This is a genomic window from Promicromonospora sp. NPDC023987 (genome assembly GCF_040639055.1).
Classification (GTDB): domain Bacteria; phylum Actinomycetota; class Actinomycetes; order Actinomycetales; family Cellulomonadaceae; genus Promicromonospora.
The window spans coordinates 54,331-78,642 of the sequence record NZ_JBEZZF010000019.1; the positions used below are offsets into that span (position 1 = coordinate 54,331).

Below are 24,312 nucleotides of genomic sequence, written 5' to 3' on the forward strand. Positions count from 1 at the left end.
CCCAGGGGTTCCGTCACCGTATTCCGTCACGCCCCGCGTGACTGGTCACGATGTTGTGATGCTGGCCACGCGGCCTCCCGGATCACTCGTTTCGGCGGGGTCACGCAGCGCCCTGGTGAGGGCCGCTCCGAGGAGCGCGGTACCGGCCAGAGCCCAGATACCCCAGTGATAGCCGGTCAGCTCCGCGGCCGCGGTCATGGCCGGAGGCCCGCCGCCGAGGCCGCCGGCCGCGGCGGCGAGGGCAGCCACCAGCGCGAGCCCGACCGCGCCACCACCCTGGTGTGCCGTCGTGGCCAGCCCCGACGCAGCACCGGCGATCTGACCGGGGACCCCGCTGGTACAGATCACGAAGGAGCTGACGATCGAGACGCCCATCCCGAGAGCCCAGGGGACTGTCGGCGCGATCAGCGTGACGGCGAGAGGTCCGCCGGCGCTGCCGACGACGGCCCAGGCCGCGAGCGCCGCGGCCTGGACGAGCAGCCCCGCGCCGAGAGCGTCGTACAGGCCGATCCTTCCGATGATCCACGGGGCCAGCCGGGTTCCGGCGAGCGTCGCCACCGGGATGGGCAGGTAGGCGAGCGTCGCCTGGAGGGGCGCGAGGCCGCGTGTCTCCTGGAGATATAGCGTGACGAAGAAGAAGGTCCCCAGCATCACGGTCCCGACGAGCGCGAAGATGCCGTTGCCGACGACCACGGACCGGATCCGCAGCAGGGCCGGGGGGATGAGCGGGTGGGCCGCGTACCGCTGCCGGAGTACGAGCAGCAGCCCGGAGACGGCAGCTCCGACGGCCGCAGCGATGGTGCTGCTCGCGGCAGGTCCGCTCGCTTCCAGCGAGACCGCGGCCAGAGCGAGCAGGCTCAGGGTGCCGGAGGCGGCGACGGCACCGATGAGGTCGACCGGGGCCTGCGTCCTCGACGACGTGGGCAAGGCCGTCAGCGCCACGGCGGTGATGATGACGCCGAGCGGGACGTTGATCCAGAAGATGAGATGCCAGTCGATCTCGGTGAGGAGTCCGCCGAGGGCGAGCCCGAAGGGCGCTGCGACGGCTCCCATGCTGCTGAAGATCCCCAGCGCGCGGACCCGGCCCGGGCCCTCGGGATAGATGTCGGTGATCAGAGCGAGCGCAGCAGGAACCACCAGCGCAGCGCCGACGCCCTGCAGGGCGCGGCCGGTCAGGAGCTGCCACGGCTCGGCGGCGAGCCCGCACCCGGCCGAGGCAGCGGTGAACACGATCGTCCCCGCGACGAAGAGGCGCCGGCGTCCGACGGCGTCGGAAAGACGCCCGGCCGCCAGGAGCAGCCCTGCGAAGGCGATGAGGTAGCAGTTCACCACCCACGAGATCTCCGTGTGGCCGTAGCCGAGGTCGTCCTTGATGCCGGGGAGCGCGATGTTGACGACCGCGGCGTCCATGACGGTGAGGAACTCGATGCTGACCAGCGCGCCGAACGGCACCCAGCTCGGCCACCGTGCTCGTCGCGCGAGAGCGGCTGGCGCCGTCACAGCAGCGCCCCGCCGGAGGCGTCGATGCGCTGCCCGGTGATCCAGCGGCTGTCGTCGGAGGCCAGGAAGCCGACGATGTCGGCGACGTCCGACGGTTCTGCGACGCGGCCCAGCGGGGACAGCCCGGCAACCAGCTCGCGCGCGTGGTCGAGCCATGCGGCATTCATGTCGGTGTCGACCACTCCGGGCGCCACGGCGTTGACCGTGATGCCGCGTTCCCCGAGCTGCTTGCCGAGGACCGCTGTGAACACGTCGATGGCGCCCTTGGTCATGGCGTAGCCGATCAGGTCCGGCTGCGCGGCGCCGCGGGTGAGGTGCGTGGAGACGTTGATGATGCGGCCGCCGTCGCGCAGGCGCGGGAGGGCGAGCTTGGTGACGAAGAACGGGGCGAGGGTGTTGACCGCGATCAGGCGCGTCAGGCTGTCGGCGTCGACCGTGTCGATCGTGCCGCGTCCGTCGGCGATGCCCGCGTTGTTGACGAGGATGTCCAGCCGGTCGGTGATGGCGTCGAAGCCCTCCCAGAGCGCGGCGGCGTCCTGCTCGACGTCGGGTCCGCCCAGCGCAGCCCCGAGCACATCGGCACGCCCGCCCGACTCCTGGATCGCCGTGGCGGTCGCGCGCGCCGCCTCCTTGTTGACGCCGTAGTGGACGACCACGTGGGCGCCCGCCGCTCCGAGCCGTCGGGAGATCTCGTGGCCGATGCCACGCCCGCCGCCGGTCACCAGTGCCGTCTTTCCGCTGAGGTTCATGTGCCGCTCCAGTTCCAGTTCTAGTTCCGTAGTGGTCGCTACGGAAGTGGACGCTAGCAGGTTTCGGAGCGATCGCTATAGAATTGGGTCATGGGTACGAGGACAGGACGCCCGAGGGGCTTCGACCGGGACGCCGCTCTGGAACGGGCGATGCTGCTCTTCTGGGAGCGCGGCTACGACACGGTGTCGGTCCGCGACCTCACCGAGGCGATGGAGATCACGCCGCCGAGCCTGTACGCGGCCTTCACCGACAAGCAGACCCTGTTCGAGGAAGCGGTCGAGGCCTACGCCCACCGGTACGGCGGCTACATCCGAGAGGCGTTCGAGACCCAGCCGACGGCGTACCGGGCCGTACGGAACCTGCTGGCGGGGGCGGCCGTCCAGCAGACCCTGCCGGGACTTCCGAGCGGCTGCCTCATCCTGAACGGCGCCACCAACCACACCGTCGCCTCGGAGAACGTCGCGGCAGGGCTGCGCGCGCGCCGCACCGACACGGCAACCCTGATCCATCGCAAGGTCCGCGCAGACATCGAGTCAGGGGAGCTGCCTGCCGACACCGACGTCCGTGCGCTCGCCGCGTTCGCGGCCACCGTCTGGCAGGGGCTCGCACAGCTCGCGAGAGACGGGTACGGACGCGAGGACCTGGAGGGCGCCGTCGCCGTGGCGATGGCCGCGTGGCCCGGCGCCCGTCAGTAACCGTTCCACGCCTCCCGCTGCGCATATGGACAGCAGGACGAATTGATGGTCACACTCACACCGAAATCCGGCCGTCGCAGCCGCGATGACGCCGGCGACGCGCGGTCAGGCTGCGGAATAGCGCTGGCGAGCGGCCTCACCCGTCGTCCCCAGCGCCTGACCTACGACGTTCCAGGACAGTCCCTGGGCCCGAGCCTGGGCAACCGCGTCACGAACCGCCTTCTCGGCCTGGCCGGTCAGGTAGATCCGCCTGGCTGCGGCTCGCTGTAGCCCCAGTAACGCCGGGGGCGTTGGCTGCAACCGCTCGGTGTACTCCTCGGAAGCAGCCTTGGCTGCCATCTGTTCGCCCCAGGCCTCCAGCTCCGCCCGCTCCTCGGGTGTCAGGTTCAGATCCTCGATCCTCATGGTCACCTCACCTCGCCCCTCTCCTTCGGCGTCAGGAACTTGTCAGAAGCTGTTGGGCGCGTCGACGGACTGCCAGTGCCAGGGTTCAGGGTTGCGCCCGGACAGCTCCGCGAACGGCGGGTGCACCCAGCCGTAGGCCTCCGCGTTGGCCTTGAGCCACTCGTACTGTGCGGAACCGAACGCCTGCACGCCGCCACCGATGTCGATCGCCAGCCCGGTGCCGTGGTTGGAGCACCCGGGCGGGGCCGCGGTCTTGGACGACGGGTCGTACAGCGACTCCTGCTGCGCGTAGCTGCGGTAGGAGGAGTTGATGGTCATGCTCACCCCGAACTCCGCCGCGTAGGCCTCGTTCAGCTCGGCCAGGCCGCCGACGACGTCCGCGCGCACGGCGTGGCTCGACGAGAACGGGATCGACGCCAGCTCCGACGACGACAGGTGGCCGTTCTCCGCGGTCCACACCTGGTCGGGTTCGGGGCAGGTGCCGGCAGGCGCGGTGTCCGTGCCCGCGGTGCCGGCGTCCGGGCTGCCGGCGGCGTCCTCCGCGTCCTCCGCCTCGACCTCCACCGCGTCCTCCCTCGTCCCGGTCAGCACCACGGCGGCGGCGTCCTCGATCTGAGCCGTCGTGGCGGCCAGCGCCCCTGCCAGCTCCTCGATCTCCGCGAGGAGCTCGGACACCGCACTCCCCTGGGCTGGCGCCTTCTCCAGCAGCGCCGCCCCCGCCCGTGCGTCGAGGTCGGCGGCCTGGTCGAGAGCCGCTCGCAGGGCCTCCCGGTCCGTCGCTGCGGCGACCTCCGCCGACTCGGCGAAGGCTTGCTCGCCCACGGCCGTGACCTCCCGCAGGTCGGCCCGCCCGTGCTCCAGCCCGGTCATGGCTCGTTCGAGCCGGAGCTGCCGACCCGACTCGACCATCAGACGGGTCGCCTCCCGCAGGGCATCGACTGCCGCTCGGGCGTCGGAGCGCAGCGTGCCCACCTGGCCGAGCAGTGCCGTGGCCTGATCCTCCGTGCCCGACGGCGACCGGGTCACCTTGCCCAGCGCCGTCATCAGCTGCCGGGCATCGTCGAGAGCCGTGCCGAGGGCCTGGCGTTCCGCCTTCGGAGCGGCCTGCCCGTCCGGCCCCTCGAGGACGCTCCGCGCGGCCTTCACCTCGACGGCCAGCTGCTCACGGAGCGTCGCGGCGTCGTCAGCGGCCGCGTGCGCGTCCACCACGGCGGACGACTCGCGCGCGACCACCGGGACCGGGTCGATCAGCCCGAGCACGTAGGCGCCACCGGACACCGACCCAAGACCAAGGACGACGGCGACGATGACCCACCGCGCGCGCCTGACCCGACGAGCCCGGCGCTCCGCAGCCCGGCGGGCACGCGGAGAGGACGGCGCCTGGCGGGGGGGTCGGCAGCTCCGGCCACAGCGGCGTCTCGGTGAGCACCGAAGAAATCTACGCCGCCTCGCGGCGGGCGGAGGCCCTGGCTCGGGTGAATTCCGGCGCGGGGCGTGGCCAGACCGGTGACGCCGGGAGCTGTCCGTGCTGCTGGGCGGGCTCGGGGTCCCGGCAAACGGGCCGGCCGCCCCAGATGCGTGTGAACGGCCGACCCACTCTGAGGGGCTGGGTCAGCCGTTGCGCCCGATCGTGATGCACTGCTCGGACCCACTGTTGGCAGCCCAGGCGCCGACGTTGCCGACAGCGTCAGTGCCGCGAGCCGACCAGCACGTCGTTGATCCCCGCGGACTCGTGGCATCGGCGGTGTCGCCCGGTACGACCACGTAGTCGCCGAAGCTGTCCTCATGGACCAGCTTCTGTCGGTAGCGGAGCTCCACGCGAGCAACTCCGCTCGGACGGAGGTACGGGTCACCGGAGTCAGAAACGGACGCCGTGACGGTGTAGTCCGGATCCGACGCGTGCTCCGGCATGCCGCTGATCCACTCCGCGCTGATGCTGAGACCGTCCACCCGCGGAGCGCGGCTGTCCGTCAGCTCGGTCGCCACCGGCGAGGCGATCGACGTCAGGTCCACGGCACGCACGTCGTCGCCGGCGTCGACATAGGCGACCGTGGTGCCGGCGTCGTCCAGGTCGAACTCCGGCAGGTTGGTGTTGGTGTCGGCGGGAACCGCGAGCCCTCCTGTGAAGCCGCCGAAGACCCCTTCAACTCCCGTGCCGTACCCGTAGTCGTACGCGTACTCGCCCACGACGACACCAAGGCCGAGCTGTACCGGAACGCGGGTCGACGCGCCGCCGCTCCGCTCGAGGACCTTGTAGTCGCGGTAGACCTCCTCGAGGTCGAGCAGCAGCCCACCTTCCTCGCACGCCAACATAGTGAAGCGTTCGTCCGCGTCATGGACGAGAGCGAAGCCGTCGGCGCCCGACGGGCAGACCTCCGGCCGCTGTTCGAGGATCCCGCCGGTCACGATGTCGTACCGCGTCAAGGTGTACTGGTCGTCCATCACGACGACGTCGTCACCCGCGAGGGCGGCTCCCCGGCTTCTCCCTTCGAAGGAAGCCGGGACGACGAGCGTGTTCGTCGGTTCCGTGACGGGCTGAACGACCGCGGACGAGCCCTGGCGCACGGCCAGGTACTGGGCGCCGGCACCCAGGGTCGTACTGGTCGAGGTGCTCCGGCTCCCGCCGCCGTCGCGCGCCCAGGCGATCAGGTTCGTGTCCCCCTGGTCGATCTGTACGACGTCGACCTCTGCCCCGACGAGCTCACCCACCAGCGGCGCCCCGCCGAACGTCGTGCTCCACGCCGCCGCCGGATCCGCACGGTCGCGCCAGATGACCTGTGACCCGGACGCCGACCGGACCTCGACGAAGAGGTAGTGGTCGGTCAGTGCGACCTCGGTCGGGGTCCCGAAGGTAACGACTTCCTCGGCGGTCACGAGGCCGGTGCTCGCCAAGGCATCAGCCTGTGCGGGCCCGGCGGCGATCACCATGCCGCCGAGCGCCACGGCGCTGATTGCACAGAGGCCGAGAAGCCGTCTCGTCACGGCAGAGCGCACCAGGGTGGTGCAGGACATATTGCCTCCAGACTCGCCGCGGTCGCGGCGCCGTCGACGACCGTAATGGTGGTCAGCGCCCCTCCGGGAGAGTCCCGCCGGGTGAAAATAGACATCTGCCCCATTTCGATCCGCGCCCGACCCAGTCGCAGGCCGTACCTACCGCAAGACGGGGAACTCTGACCGCGCAAGACAGCAGTCGCCGCGCGGGCGTCGTAGTGCAGCGAGGTCGCCCGCTCCAGCACCTCAACGGCCCGTGCCTACGTGTCAACGGCTCGAGTCCACCTCACGACGAGGCAGGAATGCACTCGGATACACGCCATTCGTCCTCATCCGTCATCGTTAGGCTCATTGCCCTCAGGCGTGCGATCTTCGTTCACACGCTCCCTTTCCAGCAACCGTCTGCCAAGGTCAATAAGTTCTGCCTGTTGGCGACGGCGACGCTCCTGACGGGAAAAGAACTCACCCCTTATACCCCTCGCCTCCCGTGCGACGAACCAGCCCGGCCACGCAAACTCCTTCTCGACCCAGGCCCAAACGGATACGATCGCTACGAACAGCCCTGCTGACCAAAGCCAACGTGGATCAATATCGCGAAGAGGCGAAACCTGAAAGCTCCCCACCACGAGCAGCACAGCAGGCGCACTCGCTGCCAGCAAGATGTGAAACAAGATTCTCGAGATCGAGTCATCCGGGCCATGAATATGGAATCCCGATTTCCCGCCCAACCAGGATCGCGCGATTCTTACCGTGGCCCAGATCAGCGAACCAACAATAATCAGACCCGCAGCCACAAACAGGATGCGAACTGGAAGGCTTACGAATACCGTCAACCACTCTGCCGACTCCACAATCGATAACACCGTCCTCGCGAAGTTTCCGGTCAAGCCACAGTCAGCGACGGTCGAGAGTCGCACTTAACGATGAAACGCACAACGTGGACAACCGTTCGAGTACCGCCATAGACGGCCTATTGCTGGCGAAATTTGCCAAGAAATTCACCCGTTCGGTCGCAGGGTGAAAACTGAACCCTTGCCTCCAAGACCCGGCCCGCCCTGCTCAACCCGTTTCGCCGCGTCAGGAACTCTCCGGAGCGCCCCCTCGTTCTCACCCCGCCGAGCAGCGCCTCCGCCCCCAGCGGTGACGGCCCGCGGCATATACTCGCCGCGTTCGGACGCCCTATCGCGAGGAGCACCGATGACCGAGCCGATGCCGCTTCAACCGCCTGCCTCAGCCGCCGAGCCCCTCGTGCTCAGCGCACCCGACCCGGTCCAGCCCGTCGCAGCGACCCAGGCGCCCAAGATGGCGCCGAAGGTGGATCCTGCCGCGGCACCCGCGCTCGACAAGAAGGTCAGCACCTACCTCGACGGCCTCCTCAGCGCCGACACCAAGAGCCCGGAGTTCGCCAAGCGCGCCGACGACGTGCGCACCATGGGCGACCAGGACATCCGGCAGGCCGCCGACTCCAGCAACCGCCTGCTCGCCACGCCCGTCCGGGCCCTCAAGGAGGGCGGCCTGGCCGACGGCTCCAAGGTGGGCCAGACCCTGCTGGAGCTGCGCCGCACCGTCGAGGACCTGGACCCGTCCGAGGCGAGCGTCGGGCGCAAGTTCCTCGGCGTGATCCCGTTCGGCGACAAGATCGAGGACTACTTCCGCCGCTACGAGTCCGCGCAGGGCCAGCTCAACGCCATCATCCAGGCGCTCTACAACGGCCAGGACGAGCTGCGCAAGGACAACGCCGCGCTCAACCTGGAGAAGCAGAACCTCTGGGACACGATGGCGCGCCTGAACCAGTACATCTACGTGGCCGAGCGGCTCGACGCCCAGCTCGCCACGAAGATCGCCGAGCTCCAGATCGCCGAGCCCGAGCGGGCCAAGGCACTGTCCGAGGATGTCCTGTTCTACGTGCGTCAGAAGCACCAGGACCTGCTCACGCAGCTCGCGGTCTCGATCCAGGGCTACCTCGCGATCGACATCATCATCAAGAACAACATCGAGCTCACCAAGGGTGTCGACCGCGCCACCACCACGACGGTCTCCGCGCTGCGCACCGCCGTCATCGTGGCGCAGGCGCTCGCGAACCAGAAGCTCGTGCTGGACCAGATCGGCGCCCTGAACACCACGACGTCGAACATGATCGCCTCGACCTCGAAGATGCTCGCCGACCAGTCGGCGACCATCCAGGAGCAGGCCGCCAGCTCGACCGTCGGCATCGAGCAGCTGCAGGAGGCGTTCGCCAACATCTACGCCACGATGGACTCGATCAGCGACTTCAAGCTGCGGGCGCTCGACTCGATGTCGCAGACCATCGGGGTGCTGCAGACCGAGACCACCAAGGCCTCGGAGTACGTGGAGCGGGCACAGCGCACCAACACCGACGGCGTGGCGAGCGGTTCTCTCGACCTCAACACCCCGTGACGGCGGGCTCGGAGGTAGGCATGAGCTGGTGGCGGCGACTCTTCGGCGGCGGACGCGCCGAGGAGGTGGAGCAGACCGTCGCGATCCCGGCCCCGCCGACGACCGAGCAGATCGTGACGTCCGTCGACGCGGTACTGGAGCGCGCGACCGGAAGGGCGCCCGCCGCCGTGACCGCCCGAGTACAGCGGGTGGCTGAGACCGTGCACGAGATGGCGCCCCGCCTCGACCGGCTCGGCGCCGGCTCCCAGCAGGCGCACACCGTGGTCGCCACCGCGACGAGCTATCTGCCCGAGGCCGTCGACGCCTACCTGCGCCTCCCGCGTGACTTCGCCGACCGGCGCGTCGTCGACCGCGGCAAGACCTCGCTCATGATCCTGTGCGACCAGCTGGACCTGCTGGGCGCCACGATCGACAAGATCTCCGACGCCGTGTCGCGGGCCGACGCCGTCGCCCTCGTGGCCCACGGCCGGTTCCTCGAGGAGAAGTTCGGTACGTCCGGCCTGACGCTCCCCAGCGCCGACCCCGGCACCCTGCCGCCGCCCGGGTCACCGGGTCACGGGTCAGGCCCGCGCCCCCTGGAGGCCCCGTGAGCACGACGGCGTTCGCCGCAGCCCTCGACGCCCTCGCCGCGACCGCCACCGCGGCCGGCGTGAGCGGCCCGGCCGCACGCACCGAGGGCGAACGTCTGGCGGCAGCGGTGGCCGAGTCCTCCCCCGGCGCCCCGGCGGCCTGGATCGCCGCGACGGCCCGCCCGACGTCGGGCAGCCTGCAGCCGTTCTTCGACGCCGCCATGAGCGCCCGCCGCTGGCGCAACGCCCCCACCGACCTGCTCGATGACCTCATCGCGACCGGCTCGCCCCACAGCACCCGGTACGCCGAGGCCCTGGCCGCCGTCGTCGACGCCGCGGCAAACCTCGGCGACCCCAGCATCAGCGCCATCGCGGCAGCAGAGGGCACCAAGGCAGTCCACCGCAGCGCAGCAGCCGGCCGCGACAAAGCACCAACACCCAAGACATCGCCCTCGACATCGCCCTCGACATCGCCCTCGACAGCACACCCCCTGCCAACCACCCCACCCCACCTGACGCACCCAACCCAGCCACGCACCCCACCGCTGTTCCCCACCGCAGAAGGCGACGGACCGGACAAGGCCGCGGGGTCCGAGACACCGCGCCGGGATGTATCCCTTCCCGAAGTGGAGGGCCCCCTGGGGCCCGTGAACGCATCCCGGCGCGGTGTCTCGGACCCCGCGGCTGCCCCAGCCGAAGATGTCGCCGAGCCCGAACGAACGCTCGAGGAACTCCTCGACGAGCTAGACCAGCTCATCGGACTACGAAGAGTCAAAGACGAGATACACCGTCAGACCGAGCTCCTCCGCATCGAGCGCCTCCGCGGCGAGGCGGGCCTGAGCGCCCCGACGCTGACGCGGCACCTGGTGTTCGTCGGCAACCCCGGCACCGGCAAGACGACGGTGGGCCGGCTCGTCGCCGGGATCTACCGCGCGCTGGGCCTCCTGGACAAGGGGCACCTCGTGGAGGTCGACCGGTCCGAGCTGGTGGCGGGCTACCTGGGGCAGACCGCCGAGAAGACGACGGCGGTCGTGGAGCGCGCCCTGGGTGGCGTGCTGTTCATCGACGAGGCGTACGCCCTGGCCGAGGACCAGTACGGCCGCGAGGCCGTCGACACCCTCGTCAAGGACATGGAGGACCACCGCGACGACCTCGTGGTCATCGTGGCGGGCTATCCCGGCCCGATGGCCCGGTTCGTCGGCACGAACCCGGGTCTGGAGAGCCGGTTCGCCCGCACCATCACCTTCGAGGACTACTCCGCCGACGAGCTGCGGCAGATCTTCGGGTCCATGGCCCGGGCCGCCGACTTCGAGCCGGAGCCGGCCGCGCTGGAGCGGTTCGACCGCCTGGCGGCGGACCAGGCCCGCGGAGAGGGCTTCGGCAACGGGCGGTGGGCACGGAATGTGCTGGACTCCGCGATTGCCCGGCACGCCTGGCGCCTGCGGGACGTTGAACGACCGACGCTGGACCAGCTGCGCACGCTGGTCCCGGAAGACCTGGAGGATGTCGTGGACATCGGGACTGACGGCGAGGCCACCACGTGACCGCACCGCTGACGACGACGAACCCGGGCGCGCCCGAACCCGGTCTCGCGGCCGGCACGGGCGCCGCAACGGCGCCCGCCACCCCGGGCTCCCGGTTCGCGGCGGGCCTGGCGACCACGCCGGGCCGGTTGGCCCTGGCCACGGCGGTCGCCGTGGTGGCGTGCCTGCTGCTAGGCGTGACCGGCTTCCTCGCCGGCAACGGCCAGTCCGCGGCCCTGCGGGACGCGCAGCGGGACGCGGCCCAGCTGGTGGGCACGCAGGAGCTGCGCAACGACCTGGTGTCGGCGGACGCGACGGCGACCAACGCGTTCCTCGTGGGCGGGCTGGAGCCTGCCGAGGCGCGTGCCCGGTACGAGACGAGCCTGTCCGAGGCGGCCCAGGCCGTCCCGTCGCTGGCGGCGACCGTGCGGGGCGACGGCGAGGCCGCCGACCTCGCGGCGGTGTCCGACTCGGTGCAGCGCTACGCGGGCCTGGTCGAGTCGGCCCGGGCGAACAACCGGCAGGGCTTCCCGGTCGGCGCCGCCTACCTGGACCAGGCGTCGTCGGCGCTGCGCGACGAGGTGCTGCCGACCATCGACGAGGTGGCGGTCTCGACGTCGGAGCGGGTCGACGCCGACATGCGCTCCGTCGCCCTCGCTCAGGCGCTGCTGCTGTTCGTGCTGCTGGCGCTGGTGGCGCTGGGCGCCGTACAGCTCTGGCTCGCACGGCGCACGCACCGCGTGCTGAACACCGGGCTGGCGGCCGCGAGCGCCGCTCTCCTGGTGGGCGGCGTGGTGGTCACGGCCGCCGTGCTGGGCGGCAACGGCGTGGCGCGGTCGGTCGCGAGCGGCCCGTACGCGGCGACCGTCGCCACGTCGGAGGCCCTGTCGCTGGCCACCGACGCGAAGTCGATGGAGTCGTTCACGCTGATCAAGCGCGGCTCGGGCGGTGAGTTCGAGGAGTCCTACCAGACGTCGGTCGCCGGGGCGCGGGACCTGCTGGGCGAGGCGGAGGATGCCACGGCCAACGGCTCCGGCGCCACCGACTCCCTGTCGCTCCTGAACGCGTGGGACGAGAAGCACGCCGAGATCCGCGCGCTGGACGACGGCAACGACTGGGACGCCGCCGTGCAGGCCGCGACGTCCACGGCCGACGACTCGGCGGGCGCGGCCTTCGCCGCGTTCTCCGACCGGGCCCACGCCGAGGTCGAGGCCACGAGCAAGGACGCGGTCGACCGGCTCGGCTCGGCGGCGACCACCGCGCAGGTCGCGGCCTGGATCGCCCTCGTGCTCGGTGTCGCGGGGGCCGTGGCCGCCGCCGCAGGGATGAATGTCCGTCTGAAGGAGTACCGATGAGCACGCGCGCAGCCCGCAGACCGATCGTCACCGCCCTCCTCGCGCTCGCCCTGGCCGGCACGACGGCGGCGTGCGCGCCCGAGACGACCACGCACCTGCTCACCGGCGCTGCCGGGATGAGCTCGACCGCACAGCAGTCCGTGCGGGAGTCCGCCCCGCAGGCACCGAGCGGGGCTGCGGCGTCCGGCACGGCCACCGCGGCCCAGGACTGCGGTGACGGGCAGCCGGCCGTGGCGTCGCTGGCCCCGGACGGCAGCCCGGAGGTGACGTCCGGCTCCACCATGGCCGAGATCCGCGACCGCGGCTTCCTCCGGGTGGGCGTCTCGGCGGACACCTTGCTGATGGGGTCCCGTGACCCGTTCACGAGCGACATCGAGGGCTTCGACATCGACGTGGCCCGCCAGGTGGCCGACGCGATCTTCGGCGACCCGGACGCGATCCAGTACCGCGTGATCACGTCGGGCGACCGCGAGGCCGTGCTGCAGGACCACGAGGTCGACATCGTGACCCGTGCCTTCACCATCAACTGCGAGCGCTGGGAGAACATCGCCTTCTCGGCGGAGTACTACCACGCGGGCCAGAAGCTGCTGGTGCCCTCGACGTCGGACGTCGCGGGCATCGACGACCTCTCCGGGCAGCGGGTCTGCGCGCCGGAGGGCACGACGACCCTGGAGCGGCTCGGGGAGTGGGAGGGCGTCGAGGCGGTGCCCGCCGCCACCCACACCACCTGTCTGGTCCTGTTCCAGCAGGGTGCGGTGGACGCCATCACCGGCGACGACACGGTCCTGGCCGGCTTCGCCGCGCAGGACCCGTACGCGAAGGTGGTGGGCGACCCCGTGAGCGACGAGCCTTACGGCGTCGGCATCCCCGCCGATCAGCCGGACCTGGTGCGGTTCGTGAACGGCGTGCTGGAGGACATGGTCGACGGCGGCCAGTGGGAGGAGTCCTACGAGCGCTGGCTGGGTGACGCGCTCGGTCCAGCGCCCACCGCGCCGAAGCCCGTCTACGGGCGGACGCCGTGAGCAGGGCGCAACGCGCACCGGCGCCGCCCGGCGCCCTCGGCGTGGCGGCCGAGCCGGCGGCGCTCCTGACCTACCTGTCCGACCTCCAGGTGTGGCTCGACGCGCGCCGCGCCGACCTGGACCGGCTGGACTCCACGGCCCGCCGGTCCGGCGAGAACGCCGTGACGGCCGACATCGTGCTGGCCCTGACCCTGTGGCAGGCGGTGCGCACGCGCGCGGACGAGCTGGTCACGGTGTGGGACTCCGGCCGAGCGGACGCCGTCGCCCGCGAACGGATGTCCCAGCTGATCTGGGGTCGCCTCGGCGGTGACCCCGCCACGTCGCTGCTCTCCCTCGTCGACGCCGCGCGCCTGTGCGACGCCCAGGCCGACCAGCTCGCCACCCGGCTCTCGTTCGACCCGCACGCCGCCGACGTCGCCGCCCGCCTGCGGGCCCTGGCCGGCGGCATCGTCCGGGCCGAGGACGCCGCCCACGCGTCCGCCGACACCGAGGACGACGCCGTCGTCGCCCGCCTGCGCGACCGGCTCGCCCGCCTCAAGTCCGACGCCGCCCGCGGGGCCGACATCACCGGGCCGCTCGGCGCCCTGGAGGACGACGTCGCCCGCACCGAGCGGGACCTCATCGTGGCGACCGCCCGGCGCAGGTCGCTGGCCAAGGACCGGGAGCGCGCCGTCGCGCTGCGCACCACCCTGGCGGACCGGACGCCCGTGCTCACCCGGGTGGCGGACCGCTGCCGCCGGGAGATCACCGACCCGCCGCGGCTCGCGATCCCGGACGTGACCCGCCTCGGTGACGTGCCGGACGAGCCCGACCGGCTCACGACCTACGTCCAGCGGCTGGGCGCCGTCGAACGTGCCATGGAGCGCGTCGAGGACGCCTACACCGCACCGCTGCGCGAGCGCGCCGAGCTGCGCTACCGCGTCAAGAACCTGATGACGAAGGCCCAGGGCAACGGCCGTGCGACGTCGTCCACCGTGCAGGCGGGCGAGGACGAGGCGCGCGAGGCGCTGGACGCCGCGCCCTGCGACCTCGCCCTGGCACGGCACTTCACCGAGCAGCTCGAGATGCTCGTGCGCGATCTTCCGAAGGGGAACCGATGACCACACAGACGTGCGCCGAGCCGGGCTGCCGCGGCACCATCGAGGACGGCTACTGCAACGTGTGCGGCGCGCCGGCCGGCGGCAACCCCGCGGGCGGCGCGCTCGCCGCGGTCGCGGCGTCGTGGGGCGCCGACGACACGACGGTGCGCGCCTCGGGCGGGCTGCCCGGAGCCATGGAGCAGCCCTCCACCGGACGCACCAGCTCGTCGCGCCTCGCGTCGACGGCGCTCGGCTCCGCGCGCGTGGCGCCGGGCACCTACCAGACGCGGCGCGTGGGCACCGGCTCGACGCGGCTGCGCGGGCACCGGCTCGGTGCGGGCCTCACCACGGTGCCGCACACCCCGGTGGCCGACCCGCTGCAGGCCGTCATGGCGACGCCGGAGCTCGCGGAGAGCAAGCGGTACTGCCCCACGTGCGGGCAGCCGGTGGGGCGCTCCCGGGAGGGCGTGCCCGGCCGCATCGCCGGGTTCTGCGGCCACTGCGGCGCGCGGTACGACTTCGCCCCCGCGCTCGAGGCGGGCGACCTCGTGGCCCGCCAGTACGAGGTGGTCGGCTGTCTCGCCCACGGTGGCCTCGGCTGGATCTACCTGGCCCGCGACCGCAACGTCAGCGGCCGCTGGGTGGTGCTCAAGGGCCTGCTCAACTCGGGCGACAAGGAGGCGTACGAGGCCGCCGTCGCCGAACGTCAGTACCTCGCCGAGGTCGAGCACCCGCTGATCGTCGAGATCTTCAACTTCGTGCTCCACGAAGGTCTCGGCTACACCGTCATGGAGTTCGTCGGCGGCAAGTCGCTCAAGGACGTGCTCAAGGAACGCCGGGACCTGGGCGGCGGGCAGGCTCGGCCGCTGCCCGTCGACCAGGCCATCGCGTACATCCTCGAGGTGCTGCCCGCGTTCAGCTACCTGCACGACCGCGGCCTGCTCTACTGCGACTTCAAGCCGGACAACATCATCGCCCAGGGCGACGGCGTCAAGCTGATCGACATGGGCGGCGTGCGCCGCGTCGACGACCTCCAGTCCGCGATCTACGGCACGGTCGGCTACCAGGCGCCCGAGGTCGCCGAGATCGGGCCGTCCGTCGCGTCCGACATCTTCACGCTCGGCCGCACCCTCGCCTCCCTCGTGCTGGACTTCCGCGGCAACACCACGGTGTACCAGGCGTCCTTCCCGCCCGTCGCCGAGACGCCCGTCTTCCAGAAGTACGACTCGTTCTACCGCTGGCTGGCCAAGGCGTGCGCACCGGAGCCCGCCGACCGGTTCGCCGGGGTCGACGAGGCCCGCGTCCAGCTCCTCGGGGTGCTCCGCGAGGTCGTCGCCACCGACAAGGGCCGCGGGTACACCGCCACGACGTCGGCGGAGTCCGTCCTGTTCGGCGTGCCGCCGCTCGACGGCGCCGAGGGTGCCCTCGGCTGGCACGAGCTGCCCCTGCTGAAGGTGGACTCCACCGACCCGATGGCGTCCTGGCTGGCCGGTGTGAACGTCGCCGACCCGGTGGCCCGCATGGTGGCCCTCGCGGGGGCCGACGAGGCCACCGTCGAGGTACGGCTCGCCATGGCGCGCGCCGCCATCGAGGCCGGCGACATCGACCGGCTGCGGGCCACCGTCGCGCAGATCCTCGAGCACGACCCCTGGGAGTGGCGCGCCGCCTGGATGGAGGGCCTCGGGCACCTCTCGCAGGACGACCCCGCCTCGGCCCGCGCGTCCTTCAACGCCGTCTACGGGCAGGTCCCCGGCGAGCCCGCGCCCAAGCTCGCCCTCGCCACCGTCTGCGAGGTCTCCGGCGAACCCGGCGTCGCGGAGCAGCTGTACAGCACCATCGCGCGCGCCGACGCCAACTACACCGGCGCCGCCGCGTTCGGCCTCGCCCGCGTGCGCTCGTCGGGTGGCGACCTCGACGGCGCCCTCGGCGCCCTCGACCTGGTGGGCCCCACCCGAGGCTCCTTCCCCGACGCCCGCCTGCGGCGGGCCCACCTGCTGGTCGACGCACGGCGCTCCCTGATCGACCTGTCCGACGCCGTCGCCGGGCTCGACGCAGCCCACGTCCCCGACCGGCCCAAGGCCGCCGTCACCGTCGACGCGCTCTCCGGCGCACTCGGTCTCGTCACGCGCGGCGGGCCCGACCCGAGCGTGCGGGTGGCGGGCGCCGAGGCCACCGAGCCGGAGCTGCGCGACCGCCTCGAGGCCGCCCTGCGCGACCTCGCCCACCTCACGGGCGACCGCTCGGAGCGCGTAGCGCTCGTCGACCGGGCAAACTCCGTACGGCGGTGGACGATGCGTTGAGCGGTACGCCCGACCCGGAAACCGACGCAGCATCGACCGCCGAACGGTGAACCGCTCATGGTGATCCGCTGAAAGACAGTCGCGGGGCGCGAGCCCTGACGGACGCAAGGAGACCGACCCAGACATGAGCGCCGACGACAGCAGCCTCGCCCGCTGCCCCAGCTGCGGTGAGAACGCGGCGCCCCGCGCCAGATTCTGCGAGAACTGCGGCACACCGCTGGGCAGCACCGCGGGCACCACGCCCTCCGAGGTGACCCTCGAGCTGGCCCCAACGGTCGTGGATCCCGACCCCGCGACGGGCGACTCCTCCGCACGCAGGTCCTGCGGTGCCTGCGGGGGCACCATCGCGCCCGACGGGTACTGCGCCGACTGCGGCACGCCCGGGCAGTCCGAGCGCGACCACTTCGAGGAGCGCCCGGCCGACTGGGTCGCCGGCGTCTGCGACCGGGGCGTGCGCCACGCCCGCAACGAGGATGCGATGGCGCTCGCCGCAGGCGGCACCTTCGCGGCCCTGGTGGTGTGCGACGGAGTGTCGAGCGCACCCGACTCCGACGTCGCCTCGCTCGCCGCGAGCCGCGCCGCACGGGACGTGCTCGTGGCATACGGGCCCGAGGGCTCGAGCTCCGTCGAGGGCGCGACCAGCCGCCGCATCGCCGGGTGGACCGACGCCATGGTCGCCGCGTCGCGTGCGGCGGGCCAGGCCGTGCGGGGCGCGGCGGAGCAGCTCGCCGCGACGAAGGGCAAGGACGTGACGGACGACCCGCCGTCGTGCACCTTCGTGGCGGCCGTCGTGGACCAGGGCCTCGTCGTCGCCGGCTGGCTGGGCGACTCCCGCGTGTACTGGCTGCCGGACACCGGCCAGGCGGAGCAGCTCAGCGTCGACGACTCGTGGGCGCAGGAGATGATCGCAGCGGGCGTGCCGCGGGCCCAGGCGGAGACGTCGCCGCAGGCGCACGCCATCACGCGATGGCTCGGTCCCGATGCCCCGGACACCGACGCCCGCTGCGCCGCGACCGTCCCGTCCGGGCCCGGCTGGCTGCTGGTCTGCTCGGACGGCCTGTGGAACTACTGCTCCGACGCGCACGAGATGAGTGACCTCGTGCGGCGGTTCGCCGGCTCCGGCGACCCGCACACCACGGCCGCGGCGCTCGTGCGCTGGGCCAACGCACAGGGCGGGCGGGACAACATCACCGCGGCGCTCGCCCGTGTCTCCCCCACTGTCACCGAGCAGCGATAGCCTGCCGTTACCGAGAGGAGCCACCGTGGCCGAGTTCTCCGCCGAGGTCTTCCAGAACGAGTTCCTGTCCGACGGCGCCACCGACGTGCACGCCGTCGTGGCGGTGACGTGCACGGGCGCAGGGACCACCCAGCGCGCTGTCGCCGGCGCGGACGCCGGCGCGGGCGGCGTCGCCGAGATCGTCGCCGTCGACACCTCCGGGTCCATGCAGGGCCGCAACATGGAGGCCGCCAAGCACGCAGCGGCCGTGGCCGTGGACCAGATTCCCGACGGCACGCTGTTCGCGATCATCGGCGGCTCGCACGTCGCGTCCCGGATCTTCCCGTACCCCAACGCGCGCGTGCCGATGGTGGCCATGGAGCCCGGCGCCCGCAGCGAGGCCAAGCGCGCCATCTCCACCATGGCGGCGGCCGGTGGCACCGCCATCTCGTCCTGGCTCCGCCTCGCCGACGACCTCTTCGCCACGGCCCCGGTGGCCCAGAAGCACCTGATCCTGCTGACGGACGGCAAGAACGAGTCCGAGCCGTCCGCGCACCTGAACCAGATGATCGCCGAGGTCACCGGCCACTTCCAGTGCGACGCGCGCGGCGTCGGGGACCGCTGGGTGGTCGAGGAGCTGCGCAAGATCTCGACGGCGCTGCTCGGCACCGTGGACCTCATCGCGCGGCCGGAGGACATCGCCGAGGACTTCGCCGCCCTGGTGCGCAAGTCCATGGCCCGCGGCGTCGCCTCGGTGAACCTTCGCGTGTGGGCGCCGCAGGGATCACAGGTCCTGTTCGTCAGACAGGTCGCACCGGAGGTCGACGACCTCACCGGCCGCCGGACCGAGGTGAACGCCCTGACCAGCGCGTACCCGACAGGCGCATGGGCCGACGAGACCCGTGAGTACCACGTGGCGGTCCGCGTCGCGTCGAAGCCGGTGGGCTCCGAGCAGCTCGCGGCCCGGGTCCAGGTCGCCGTGGGTGCTGACGTGCAGGCGTCCGGCCTGGTCAAGGCCAAGTGGTCGGACGACTCCACGCTCACCGCCCGGATCAGTCCCGAGGTGGCGCACTACACGGGTCAGGCGGAGCTCGCCTCGGCCATCCAGGAGGGCCTGGCCGCGAAGGCCGCCGGCGACGAGGCGACGGCGACCGTGAAGCTCGGCCGTGCCGTCCAGCTCGCCGCGGAGACCGGCAACGACGACGCCACCTCGCGCCTGCGCAAGATCGTGGAGGTGGAGAACGTGGAGGAGGGCACCGTGCGGCTCAAGCGGAATACCGCCAAGCTGGACGAGATGGCACTCGACACCGCATCCACCAAGACGACCCGGGTACGGCGCGCATGACGGTCACCTGCCCGGAAGGCCACACCAGCCAGGCCACGGACTACTGCGACGTGTGTGGCACACCGATCCCCGCTGGGGCATCGGGGGCGTCGCCGGCCGAGTCCGGGCGACCAGCAGCCGGTTCCGGGCAGCCGGGGGTCAGACCCGGCCACCCGGGGGTCGAGCCTGTCGAGGCCTCGTCCGAGACCGCACCCGGCGGCCCCGTGACCTGCCCCAACTGTGGTGAGCCGTCCCCCGCCGGCTCGCTGTTCTGCGAGAACTGCGGGTACGACTTCACCACCGGCACACCGGCCGCGCCGGCGCCACCGCCGTCGTCCGTCCTGGATCTGGGCGCTCCCCAAGCGCCGGCAGCTCCGCCGGCGTCGAGCGGGCCGGCAGCGGATCCACAGCCCACGGCACCACAGCAGGGGTCGGGTCTCGACGGGCTCGAGCACCGATCCGGTGGGACGGTGCCGCCGTCGGGCGCTGTGCCCGCGCCGGCGTCGGCCGGTCCGCCCGCGCCGTCGTCGGGCGGAGGCGGGCTCAGCGCTCCGCCGGTGCCGGGCGACGACACCTGGGTGGCGGAGATCTGGGTGGATCCTGACTGGTACGCGCACGAGCGGCCCGAGGACCCGATGCCGTCCGCCGGCCTGCCCGGCCTGGTCACGCTACGTCAGCGCAGTCTCCTGGTGGGGCGGCCGTCGCAGTCCCGCGGCATCCGGCCCGACGTCGACTGCGGCAGCGACCCGGGTGTGTCCCGGCGCCACTGCCAGCTGACCACGGACGGCCTGCGCTGGTGGGTGGAGGACCTGGGCTCGTCGAACGGCACCTTCGTCGCTGCCACCGGCGACCCGCTGCCGGACACCCCGCTGACCCAGGGCGTCCGCAAGGAGATCCAGGAGGGCGACCGGATCTTCATCGGCGCCTGGACGCGACTGGTCATCCGCAAGGCCCTGCCGGGCGAGGCCTAGCTGCGGGGTTCCGGGAGGTTCTTCGGCGGCGGCCGGCGTGCGGTTGGTGCGCACAACCGCCACCTGCGCGTCTCGTGGGAAACGCCCGCTCCGGGGGGTGACCCGCACGCGGCGCGTCGGGGCTCCTGGCTGTCGAACCGCAGGCTGCACGTGACGTGTGCCGTCCGGGGCGCCGAACCGCAACTTACGCGTCCGAGTGGGCCGGTCCCGGGGGGCCGAACCGCAACCTACGCGTCCGGGTGGGCCGGTCCCGGGGTCGAACCGCAACCTACGCGTCCGAGTAGGCGCCAGCCGCAAGGTACGAGTCAATACGTGGTCCGGTGGACGTGTTCCTTGCGGCTCGGCCCAGTGAGCGACTCGCAACTTGCGGCTCGGCCTCGTACACGACTCGTAGCTTGCGGCTCGGCGCTCCCGGACGGCCCACGTCGCGCGTAGATTGCGGTTCGGCACCCCTGGGGGCGTTCACCAGGCGCTTAGGTTGCGGTTCGGCCCCCAGGCCCAGACCCAGACCCAGACCCAGGAACGTTCGCCCTGGACATTCACACCCTGCTCAAGGGGCCGGCGGCGCTCGCGCCACGCAGGCGGAGCGCGGCCAGCCCCGCGCCGACCACGAGCAGCACGTTGGCCAGCACCAGCAGGCGATAGTCCACGAACGCGAGCAGCCCCGCGCCGAGTGCCGTCACCACGGTGCCCGGCAGGTTGTTCACCAGGTGGCCCGCCGCCGCGACCCGGCCCTGGAGCCGGTCCGGTGTCCTGACCTGCCGCTCGGTGGTCCACGCGATGATCGCGGTGGTCACGCCGAAGCCGAGCAAGGCCTGGGCCGCGACGGCGGGCACCACCCAGCTGAAGAGGAGCGGCACCAGAGCCACTCCGGTGGCGAGCACGCCGAGCGCGTAGACGCGGGGGCGCCCGTACCGGAGCATGAGCCGAGGCACGACGGCCCCGGCCACGAATCCCGCCACCCCCTGCAGCACGACGAGCGGGCCCAGCCAGGCCGCGGGCAGCCCCAGCCCGTCGAGCACGGCGAACACGACCGCGTTCACCAGGCCGACCGACGCGAACACGAGGACCGCGTTCCAGGTCATCCCGCCCAGCGGACGGGTGCTGAACAGGTGCCGGAACCCGGCCGTCGTCGCGGCGACGTACGACTCGCCGCTCACGGCCACCGGCCGTGACTCCCGCACGCGCACGACGCCGAACACGATCGCCGCGCCCACGAAACCGGCGATCGCCACCGCGACCAGCGGCACGACGCCCACCAGCACGTAGACGGCGGCGCCCAGCGTCGGCAGGGCCACCCGGAGCACCTGGTCGATCATCGAGAGGCGACCGTTCGCGTGCCCGAGAGCCTCGTCCGGCAGCAGGTCCTTGAGGATCCCGGACTGGCACGCCCCCGTCACGTAGGCGACCCCGGAATAGATGAGCGTGGAACCGAAGACCACCCAGACCTCGTCCGGCTCGGTCACCCAGAACAGGGGAACCAGCCCGAGCGCTCCGACGACGTAGGCGACCACCAGCATGCGCCGGCGGGACACCCGGTCCGCGAGGTGCCCGAGGAACGGGGACGCGAGCGCGGGGACGCCGAGCAGCGCGAACGTCAGGCCGCCCAGCGCGTTGCTGCCCGTGAGATCGGCCACCCAGACGGCCATGAGCAGCGTCAGGAGCGAGTCCGCCACGTTGGCGAGGGTCCAGCCCAGCACGAGGGTGCGGAAGGCCGGGGTCCGCAGGTGCCTGGCCGGGTCGTGGTGCGCGGTGGTGGTCACGGCTGGTCCTCGGCCGGCTCGGGGAGGTCGGACCAGACCGCGCCGAAGAGGTGCGCTCGCCGCGCACCCGCCGGCCGCCGGCCGGGGTCGTCGATCCGGTCACGGAACGGTGCGGTGAGCTCTTCGAGCCGGCGGGAGAGGTCGTCGAGCTCGTCGCGCGTGGCCCAGTACTCCTGCTGTGTCTGGGTAGTGGCGTAGAGCCAGTCGGGGTCGTCGCTGTCGGCGTCGGCGATCCAGCGCTGCAGCCGGGCGAACTGCTCGGCGACGAACATGCTGCTGAACGCCTTCGCGGCGGGCCACGAGCCGGGGTCCGCGGCATCGGGGCGAACGGCGTAGCCACGGCTCACCACCCGCCAGGGACGTTCCTTGCCGTGTGCCTCCGCCCGCTCCACGTGACCGTACTTCTCCAGCTGGCGCAGGTGGAACGAGCAGCTCGCCACGGACTCCCCGGTCCGTTCGGCGCACTGCGTGGCCGTGAGCTCGCTGTCCGAGTCGAACAGCGCCAGCAGCCGGAGCCGAAGGGGATGGGTCATGGCCTTGATCGCGTCGGCCTGCGAGATGACCACGTCGTCCGGCAGCACCGGACGCGTCATACCTCGGCTCTGAGTGCGCTTCTGCTCGGGCATAGGACCAGGTTAAGACGCTAGAGGAAACTTGCGCAAGGAAACTTTAGCGTCCCCTCCCCGAAAAAGCCGTGCGTCGCCCGAGTCCCACCTGGGAGGCTCAAGGCACACCGCGGTGACGTCCGTCCGGTCCCATACCGGGCGGTGGAAAGGGTCCGGCCAGACCCATGTCGGGAGACCGACACCTCCAGCGTCACGAAAGGCACTCACGTGCACACCCAGTACGACCTGGCGCTCTCCCTTCACCGGGACCGCCTCCGCGACGCCGAAGAGTTCCGGCGTTCACGCACGCTCCGTCAGGAGCAGAAGCGACGCAAGGCCGAGGCCCGCGCCGCACACCGCAACGACAGCCGCGCACAGGCACCCGCCCTGCGCGTGCGTTCGGCATGACCCCCACGGACGCCGAAGCAGAGCTCGTGCACCGCACCCGCTCTGCTTCGGCGCCGTCCGCCCGGTGGCGGCCGGCATCGCCCGATCAGTGGCCCACGTCACTGCATTGAGCAGGAAACACCGGAAATGCTCCCGAGAGACTCCAAAGCCCGGAATGGTGCCGCAGATCACCGCTGTCCACCTTGCGCGGGATTTCCGGAATCTGGGAGGATGTAACACGACGGAAACAGTGTGGGACACCAGCCGCGACCCGGCCGGCGAGCTCCCCGGCACCGTCGCTCTCTCCCCACCCCTCGGAAGGAACCCCAGACATGCATGCCCAGACCGCGTACTACATCGGCCGCGCCCAGGTTGCCGAGATCGCGCGTCGCGCGGAGATCGTCGGTGCGCAGGAGCGCGCGCTGCGTGAGCGCCCCGAGCGCCACACCAACAAGCGCGTCAAGCGGCTCCGCCTGATCTGACGGACAGCTGACCGACAGCTGATCGACCCGGCTCAGCACCTCCGGCGTCGAACATCCTGGCCCTTCCTCGGACGACTCCGGTCGCCGGCGGGAGGGCCTTTCTGTCGGGGGCGACCACCGGACCACCGCTCGCGTCAGCCGCCCGGCGTCCGACGGAATAGGCTGAGCGGCGTGAGCCTTCCCAACCCCAACGAGCGCATCGTCTGGATCGACTGCGAGATGACCGGCCTGGACCTGCGCGCTGACGCGCTCGTCGAGGTCGCAGCGATCGTCACCGACTCCGACCTCAACGTCCTGGGCACCGGTGTCGATGTCCTCGTGAAACCTCCGGCCGAGGCCCTGGCGCAGATGAACGACTTCGTGCGCGCCATGCACACCACGTCCGGTCTGCTCGACGAGCTCGACGGGGGGCTGACGCTCGAGGAGGCGCAGGAGCAGATCCTTGCCTACGTCCGCGAGTGGGTGCCCGAGCCGCGCAAGGCACCGCTGGCCGGCAACTCCGTCGGCACCGACAAGTCGTTCCTCGACCTGCACATGCCCGCACTGGTGGAGCACCTGCACTACCGGATCGTCGACGTGTCGTCGATCAAGGAGCTGGCGCGCCGCTGGTACCCGCGCGTCTACTTCGCGTCACCGAAGAAGGGCGGCGGGCACCGCGCTCTGGCCGACATCCTCGAGTCGATCGACGAGCTGCGCTACTACCGCGAGGTCCTGTTCCCGGCCCAGCCCGGGCCCGACACAGCGACCTCGCGCGCCGCGGCGCAGCGCGTGGCCGAGACGTCCGTCACGAAGCAGCTCGCCCCGTAGCTTTCAGTTCGGTCCGGGGCCGCCGACCATGTATGCTTTTCGACGGTCGCCGGTCCAGATCGGCGAACATGGTGGGCGTAGCTCAGCTGGTAGAGCATCGCGTTGTGGTCGCGAGGGCCGCGGGTTCAAGTCCCGTCGCTCACCCCAACG

The 24,312-nt window shown here is 71.8% G+C and carries 22 protein-coding genes and 1 tRNA gene; 15 read left to right on the forward strand and 8 right to left on the reverse strand.

What is annotated here, in order from left to right; genetic code table 11:
* Positions 1-45: 45 nt before the first annotated feature.
* Together AB0F40_RS11340 and AB0F40_RS11345 are read right to left on the reverse strand one after the other, a co-directional pair.
* Positions 46-1,500 (reverse strand): MFS transporter, encoded by a 1,455-nt coding sequence (locus tag AB0F40_RS11340; protein WP_357466750.1) that lies wholly within the window; start codon positions 1,498-1,500, stop codon positions 46-48.
* On the reverse strand, positions 1,497-2,249 hold the full coding sequence (locus AB0F40_RS11345) for an SDR family oxidoreductase (RefSeq protein ID WP_357466752.1): 753 nt from the start codon (positions 2,247-2,249) through the stop codon (positions 1,497-1,499). The genes AB0F40_RS11340 and AB0F40_RS11345 overlap by 4 nt, the downstream gene beginning before the upstream one ends.
* Positions 2,250-2,339: 90 nt before the next feature.
* Between AB0F40_RS11345 and AB0F40_RS11350 the strand changes: the two genes are divergently transcribed.
* Complete coding sequence (locus AB0F40_RS11350) at positions 2,340-2,945, forward strand: TetR/AcrR family transcriptional regulator (protein WP_357466755.1); 606 nt, start codon at positions 2,340-2,342, stop codon at positions 2,943-2,945.
* Between the two features lie 105 nt (positions 2,946-3,050).
* Here the strand turns inward: AB0F40_RS11350 and AB0F40_RS11355 are convergent, their stop codons facing one another.
* The 4 genes from AB0F40_RS11355 to AB0F40_RS11370 form a co-directional block, all read right to left on the reverse strand.
* Positions 3,051-3,350, reverse strand: coding sequence for a hypothetical protein (locus tag AB0F40_RS11355; protein WP_357466757.1), 300 nt, complete (start codon positions 3,348-3,350; stop codon positions 3,051-3,053).
* 42 nt (positions 3,351-3,392) lie between these two features.
* Positions 3,393-4,628: a D-alanyl-D-alanine carboxypeptidase family protein gene (locus tag AB0F40_RS11360; protein WP_357466759.1), complete on the reverse strand. Its 1,236-nt coding sequence runs from the start codon at positions 4,626-4,628 to the stop codon at positions 3,393-3,395.
* Between the two features lie 333 nt (positions 4,629-4,961).
* Positions 4,962-6,362, reverse strand: coding sequence for a hypothetical protein (locus tag AB0F40_RS11365; RefSeq protein ID WP_357466762.1), 1,401 nt, complete (start codon positions 6,360-6,362; stop codon positions 4,962-4,964).
* A 308-nt stretch (positions 6,363-6,670) separates the two neighbouring features.
* Complete coding sequence (locus AB0F40_RS11370) at positions 6,671-7,258, reverse strand: hypothetical protein (protein ID WP_357466763.1); 588 nt, start codon at positions 7,256-7,258, stop codon at positions 6,671-6,673.
* Positions 7,259-7,538: 280 nt separating this feature from the next.
* On the opposite strand from AB0F40_RS11370, the gene AB0F40_RS11375 reads away from it, so the two are divergent.
* From AB0F40_RS11375 to AB0F40_RS11420, 10 genes are all read left to right on the forward strand, one after another.
* Complete coding sequence (locus AB0F40_RS11375; RefSeq protein ID WP_357466766.1) at positions 7,539-8,759, forward strand: toxic anion resistance protein; 1,221 nt, start codon at positions 7,539-7,541, stop codon at positions 8,757-8,759.
* A 20-nt stretch (positions 8,760-8,779) separates the two neighbouring features.
* Entirely contained in the window at positions 8,780-9,349 is a 570-nt protein-coding gene (locus tag AB0F40_RS11380; protein ID WP_357466768.1) for a hypothetical protein, read from the forward strand.
* Complete coding sequence (locus AB0F40_RS11385; protein WP_357466771.1) at positions 9,346-10,872, forward strand: AAA family ATPase; 1,527 nt, start codon at positions 9,346-9,348, stop codon at positions 10,870-10,872. The genes AB0F40_RS11380 and AB0F40_RS11385 overlap by 4 nt, the downstream gene beginning before the upstream one ends.
* On the forward strand, positions 10,869-12,206 hold the full coding sequence (locus AB0F40_RS11390; protein ID WP_357466774.1) for a hypothetical protein: 1,338 nt from the start codon (positions 10,869-10,871) through the stop codon (positions 12,204-12,206). Before AB0F40_RS11385 ends, AB0F40_RS11390 begins: the two co-directional genes overlap by 4 nt.
* A complete protein-coding gene (locus tag AB0F40_RS11395) occupies positions 12,203-13,228 on the forward strand; it encodes a glutamate ABC transporter substrate-binding protein (protein WP_357466776.1) in 1,026 nt (341 codons plus the stop codon). The genes AB0F40_RS11390 and AB0F40_RS11395 overlap by 4 nt, the downstream gene beginning before the upstream one ends.
* Positions 13,225-14,328, forward strand: a complete 1,104-nt coding sequence (locus tag AB0F40_RS11400; RefSeq protein WP_357466778.1) for a hypothetical protein — start codon at positions 13,225-13,227, stop codon at positions 14,326-14,328. The genes AB0F40_RS11395 and AB0F40_RS11400 overlap by 4 nt, the downstream gene beginning before the upstream one ends.
* Complete coding sequence (locus tag AB0F40_RS11405) at positions 14,325-16,607, forward strand: tetratricopeptide repeat protein (RefSeq protein ID WP_357466781.1); 2,283 nt, start codon at positions 14,325-14,327, stop codon at positions 16,605-16,607. The genes AB0F40_RS11400 and AB0F40_RS11405 overlap by 4 nt, the downstream gene beginning before the upstream one ends.
* 124 nt (positions 16,608-16,731) lie before the next feature.
* Positions 16,732-17,844 carry a PP2C family serine/threonine-protein phosphatase gene (locus AB0F40_RS11410; RefSeq protein WP_357466783.1) on the forward strand — a complete coding sequence of 371 codons (1,113 nt, stop codon included), beginning with the start codon at positions 16,732-16,734 and terminating at the stop codon, positions 17,842-17,844.
* Positions 17,845-17,869: 25 nt separating this feature from the next.
* On the forward strand, positions 17,870-19,168 hold the full coding sequence (locus AB0F40_RS11415; protein ID WP_357466786.1) for a VWA domain-containing protein: 1,299 nt from the start codon (positions 17,870-17,872) through the stop codon (positions 19,166-19,168).
* Positions 19,165-20,118 carry an FHA domain-containing protein gene (locus tag AB0F40_RS11420; protein WP_357466789.1) on the forward strand — a complete coding sequence of 318 codons (954 nt, stop codon included), beginning with the start codon at positions 19,165-19,167 and terminating at the stop codon, positions 20,116-20,118. Before AB0F40_RS11415 ends, AB0F40_RS11420 begins: the two co-directional genes overlap by 4 nt.
* Before the next feature lie 539 nt (positions 20,119-20,657).
* On the opposite strand, the gene AB0F40_RS11425 is transcribed toward AB0F40_RS11420, so the two are convergent.
* Together AB0F40_RS11425 and AB0F40_RS11430 are read right to left on the reverse strand one after the other, a co-directional pair.
* Positions 20,658-21,881: an MFS transporter gene (locus AB0F40_RS11425; protein WP_357466792.1), complete on the reverse strand. Its 1,224-nt coding sequence runs from the start codon at positions 21,879-21,881 to the stop codon at positions 20,658-20,660.
* Entirely contained in the window at positions 21,878-22,507 is a 630-nt protein-coding gene (locus AB0F40_RS11430; protein ID WP_357466794.1) for a helix-turn-helix domain-containing protein, read from the reverse strand. The genes AB0F40_RS11425 and AB0F40_RS11430 overlap by 4 nt, the downstream gene beginning before the upstream one ends.
* Before the next feature lie 207 nt (positions 22,508-22,714).
* On the opposite strand from AB0F40_RS11430, the gene AB0F40_RS11435 reads away from it, so the two are divergent.
* The 4 genes from AB0F40_RS11435 (at position 22,715) to AB0F40_RS11450 (ending at position 24,309) form a co-directional block, all read left to right on the forward strand.
* Complete coding sequence (locus tag AB0F40_RS11435; RefSeq protein ID WP_357466796.1) at positions 22,715-22,894, forward strand: hypothetical protein; 180 nt, start codon at positions 22,715-22,717, stop codon at positions 22,892-22,894.
* Positions 22,895-23,205: 311 nt separating this feature from the next.
* Complete coding sequence (locus AB0F40_RS11440) at positions 23,206-23,355, forward strand: hypothetical protein (RefSeq protein WP_253870071.1); 150 nt, start codon at positions 23,206-23,208, stop codon at positions 23,353-23,355.
* Between the two features lie 171 nt (positions 23,356-23,526).
* A complete protein-coding gene (gene orn, locus AB0F40_RS11445; protein ID WP_357466799.1) occupies positions 23,527-24,162 on the forward strand; it encodes an oligoribonuclease in 636 nt (211 codons plus the stop codon).
* A gap of 71 nt (positions 24,163-24,233) precedes the next feature.
* Positions 24,234-24,309, forward strand: a tRNA-His gene (locus tag AB0F40_RS11450).
* Positions 24,310-24,312: the final 3 nt, after the last annotated feature.

What these genes read in the sequence shown, in the direction of transcription:
- AB0F40_RS11345 (WP_357466752.1), bottom strand. Translation starts at nt 2,249, where the DNA reads ATGAACCTCAGCGGAAAGACGGCACTGGTGACCGGCGGCGGGCGTGGC.
- AB0F40_RS11350 (WP_357466755.1), top strand. Translation starts at nt 2,340, where the DNA reads ATGGGTACGAGGACAGGACGCCCGAGGGGCTTCGACCGGGACGCCGCT.
- AB0F40_RS11355 (WP_357466757.1), bottom strand. Translation starts at nt 3,350, where the DNA reads ATGAGGATCGAGGATCTGAACCTGACACCCGAGGAGCGGGCGGAGCTG.
- AB0F40_RS11365 (WP_357466762.1), bottom strand. Translation starts at nt 6,362, where the DNA reads ATGTCCTGCACCACCCTGGTGCGCTCTGCCGTGACGAGACGGCTTCTC.
- AB0F40_RS11375 (WP_357466766.1), top strand. Translation starts at nt 7,539, where the DNA reads ATGACCGAGCCGATGCCGCTTCAACCGCCTGCCTCAGCCGCCGAGCCC.
- AB0F40_RS11380 (WP_357466768.1), top strand. Translation starts at nt 8,780, where the DNA reads ATGAGCTGGTGGCGGCGACTCTTCGGCGGCGGACGCGCCGAGGAGGTG.
- AB0F40_RS11395 (WP_357466776.1), top strand. Translation starts at nt 12,203, where the DNA reads ATGAGCACGCGCGCAGCCCGCAGACCGATCGTCACCGCCCTCCTCGCG.
- AB0F40_RS11405 (WP_357466781.1), top strand. Translation starts at nt 14,325, where the DNA reads ATGACCACACAGACGTGCGCCGAGCCGGGCTGCCGCGGCACCATCGAG.
- AB0F40_RS11410 (WP_357466783.1), top strand. Translation starts at nt 16,732, where the DNA reads ATGAGCGCCGACGACAGCAGCCTCGCCCGCTGCCCCAGCTGCGGTGAG.
- AB0F40_RS11420 (WP_357466789.1), top strand. Translation starts at nt 19,165, where the DNA reads ATGACGGTCACCTGCCCGGAAGGCCACACCAGCCAGGCCACGGACTAC.
- AB0F40_RS11430 (WP_357466794.1), bottom strand. Translation starts at nt 22,507, where the DNA reads ATGCCCGAGCAGAAGCGCACTCAGAGCCGAGGTATGACGCGTCCGGTG.
- AB0F40_RS11440 (WP_253870071.1), top strand. Translation starts at nt 23,206, where the DNA reads ATGCATGCCCAGACCGCGTACTACATCGGCCGCGCCCAGGTTGCCGAG.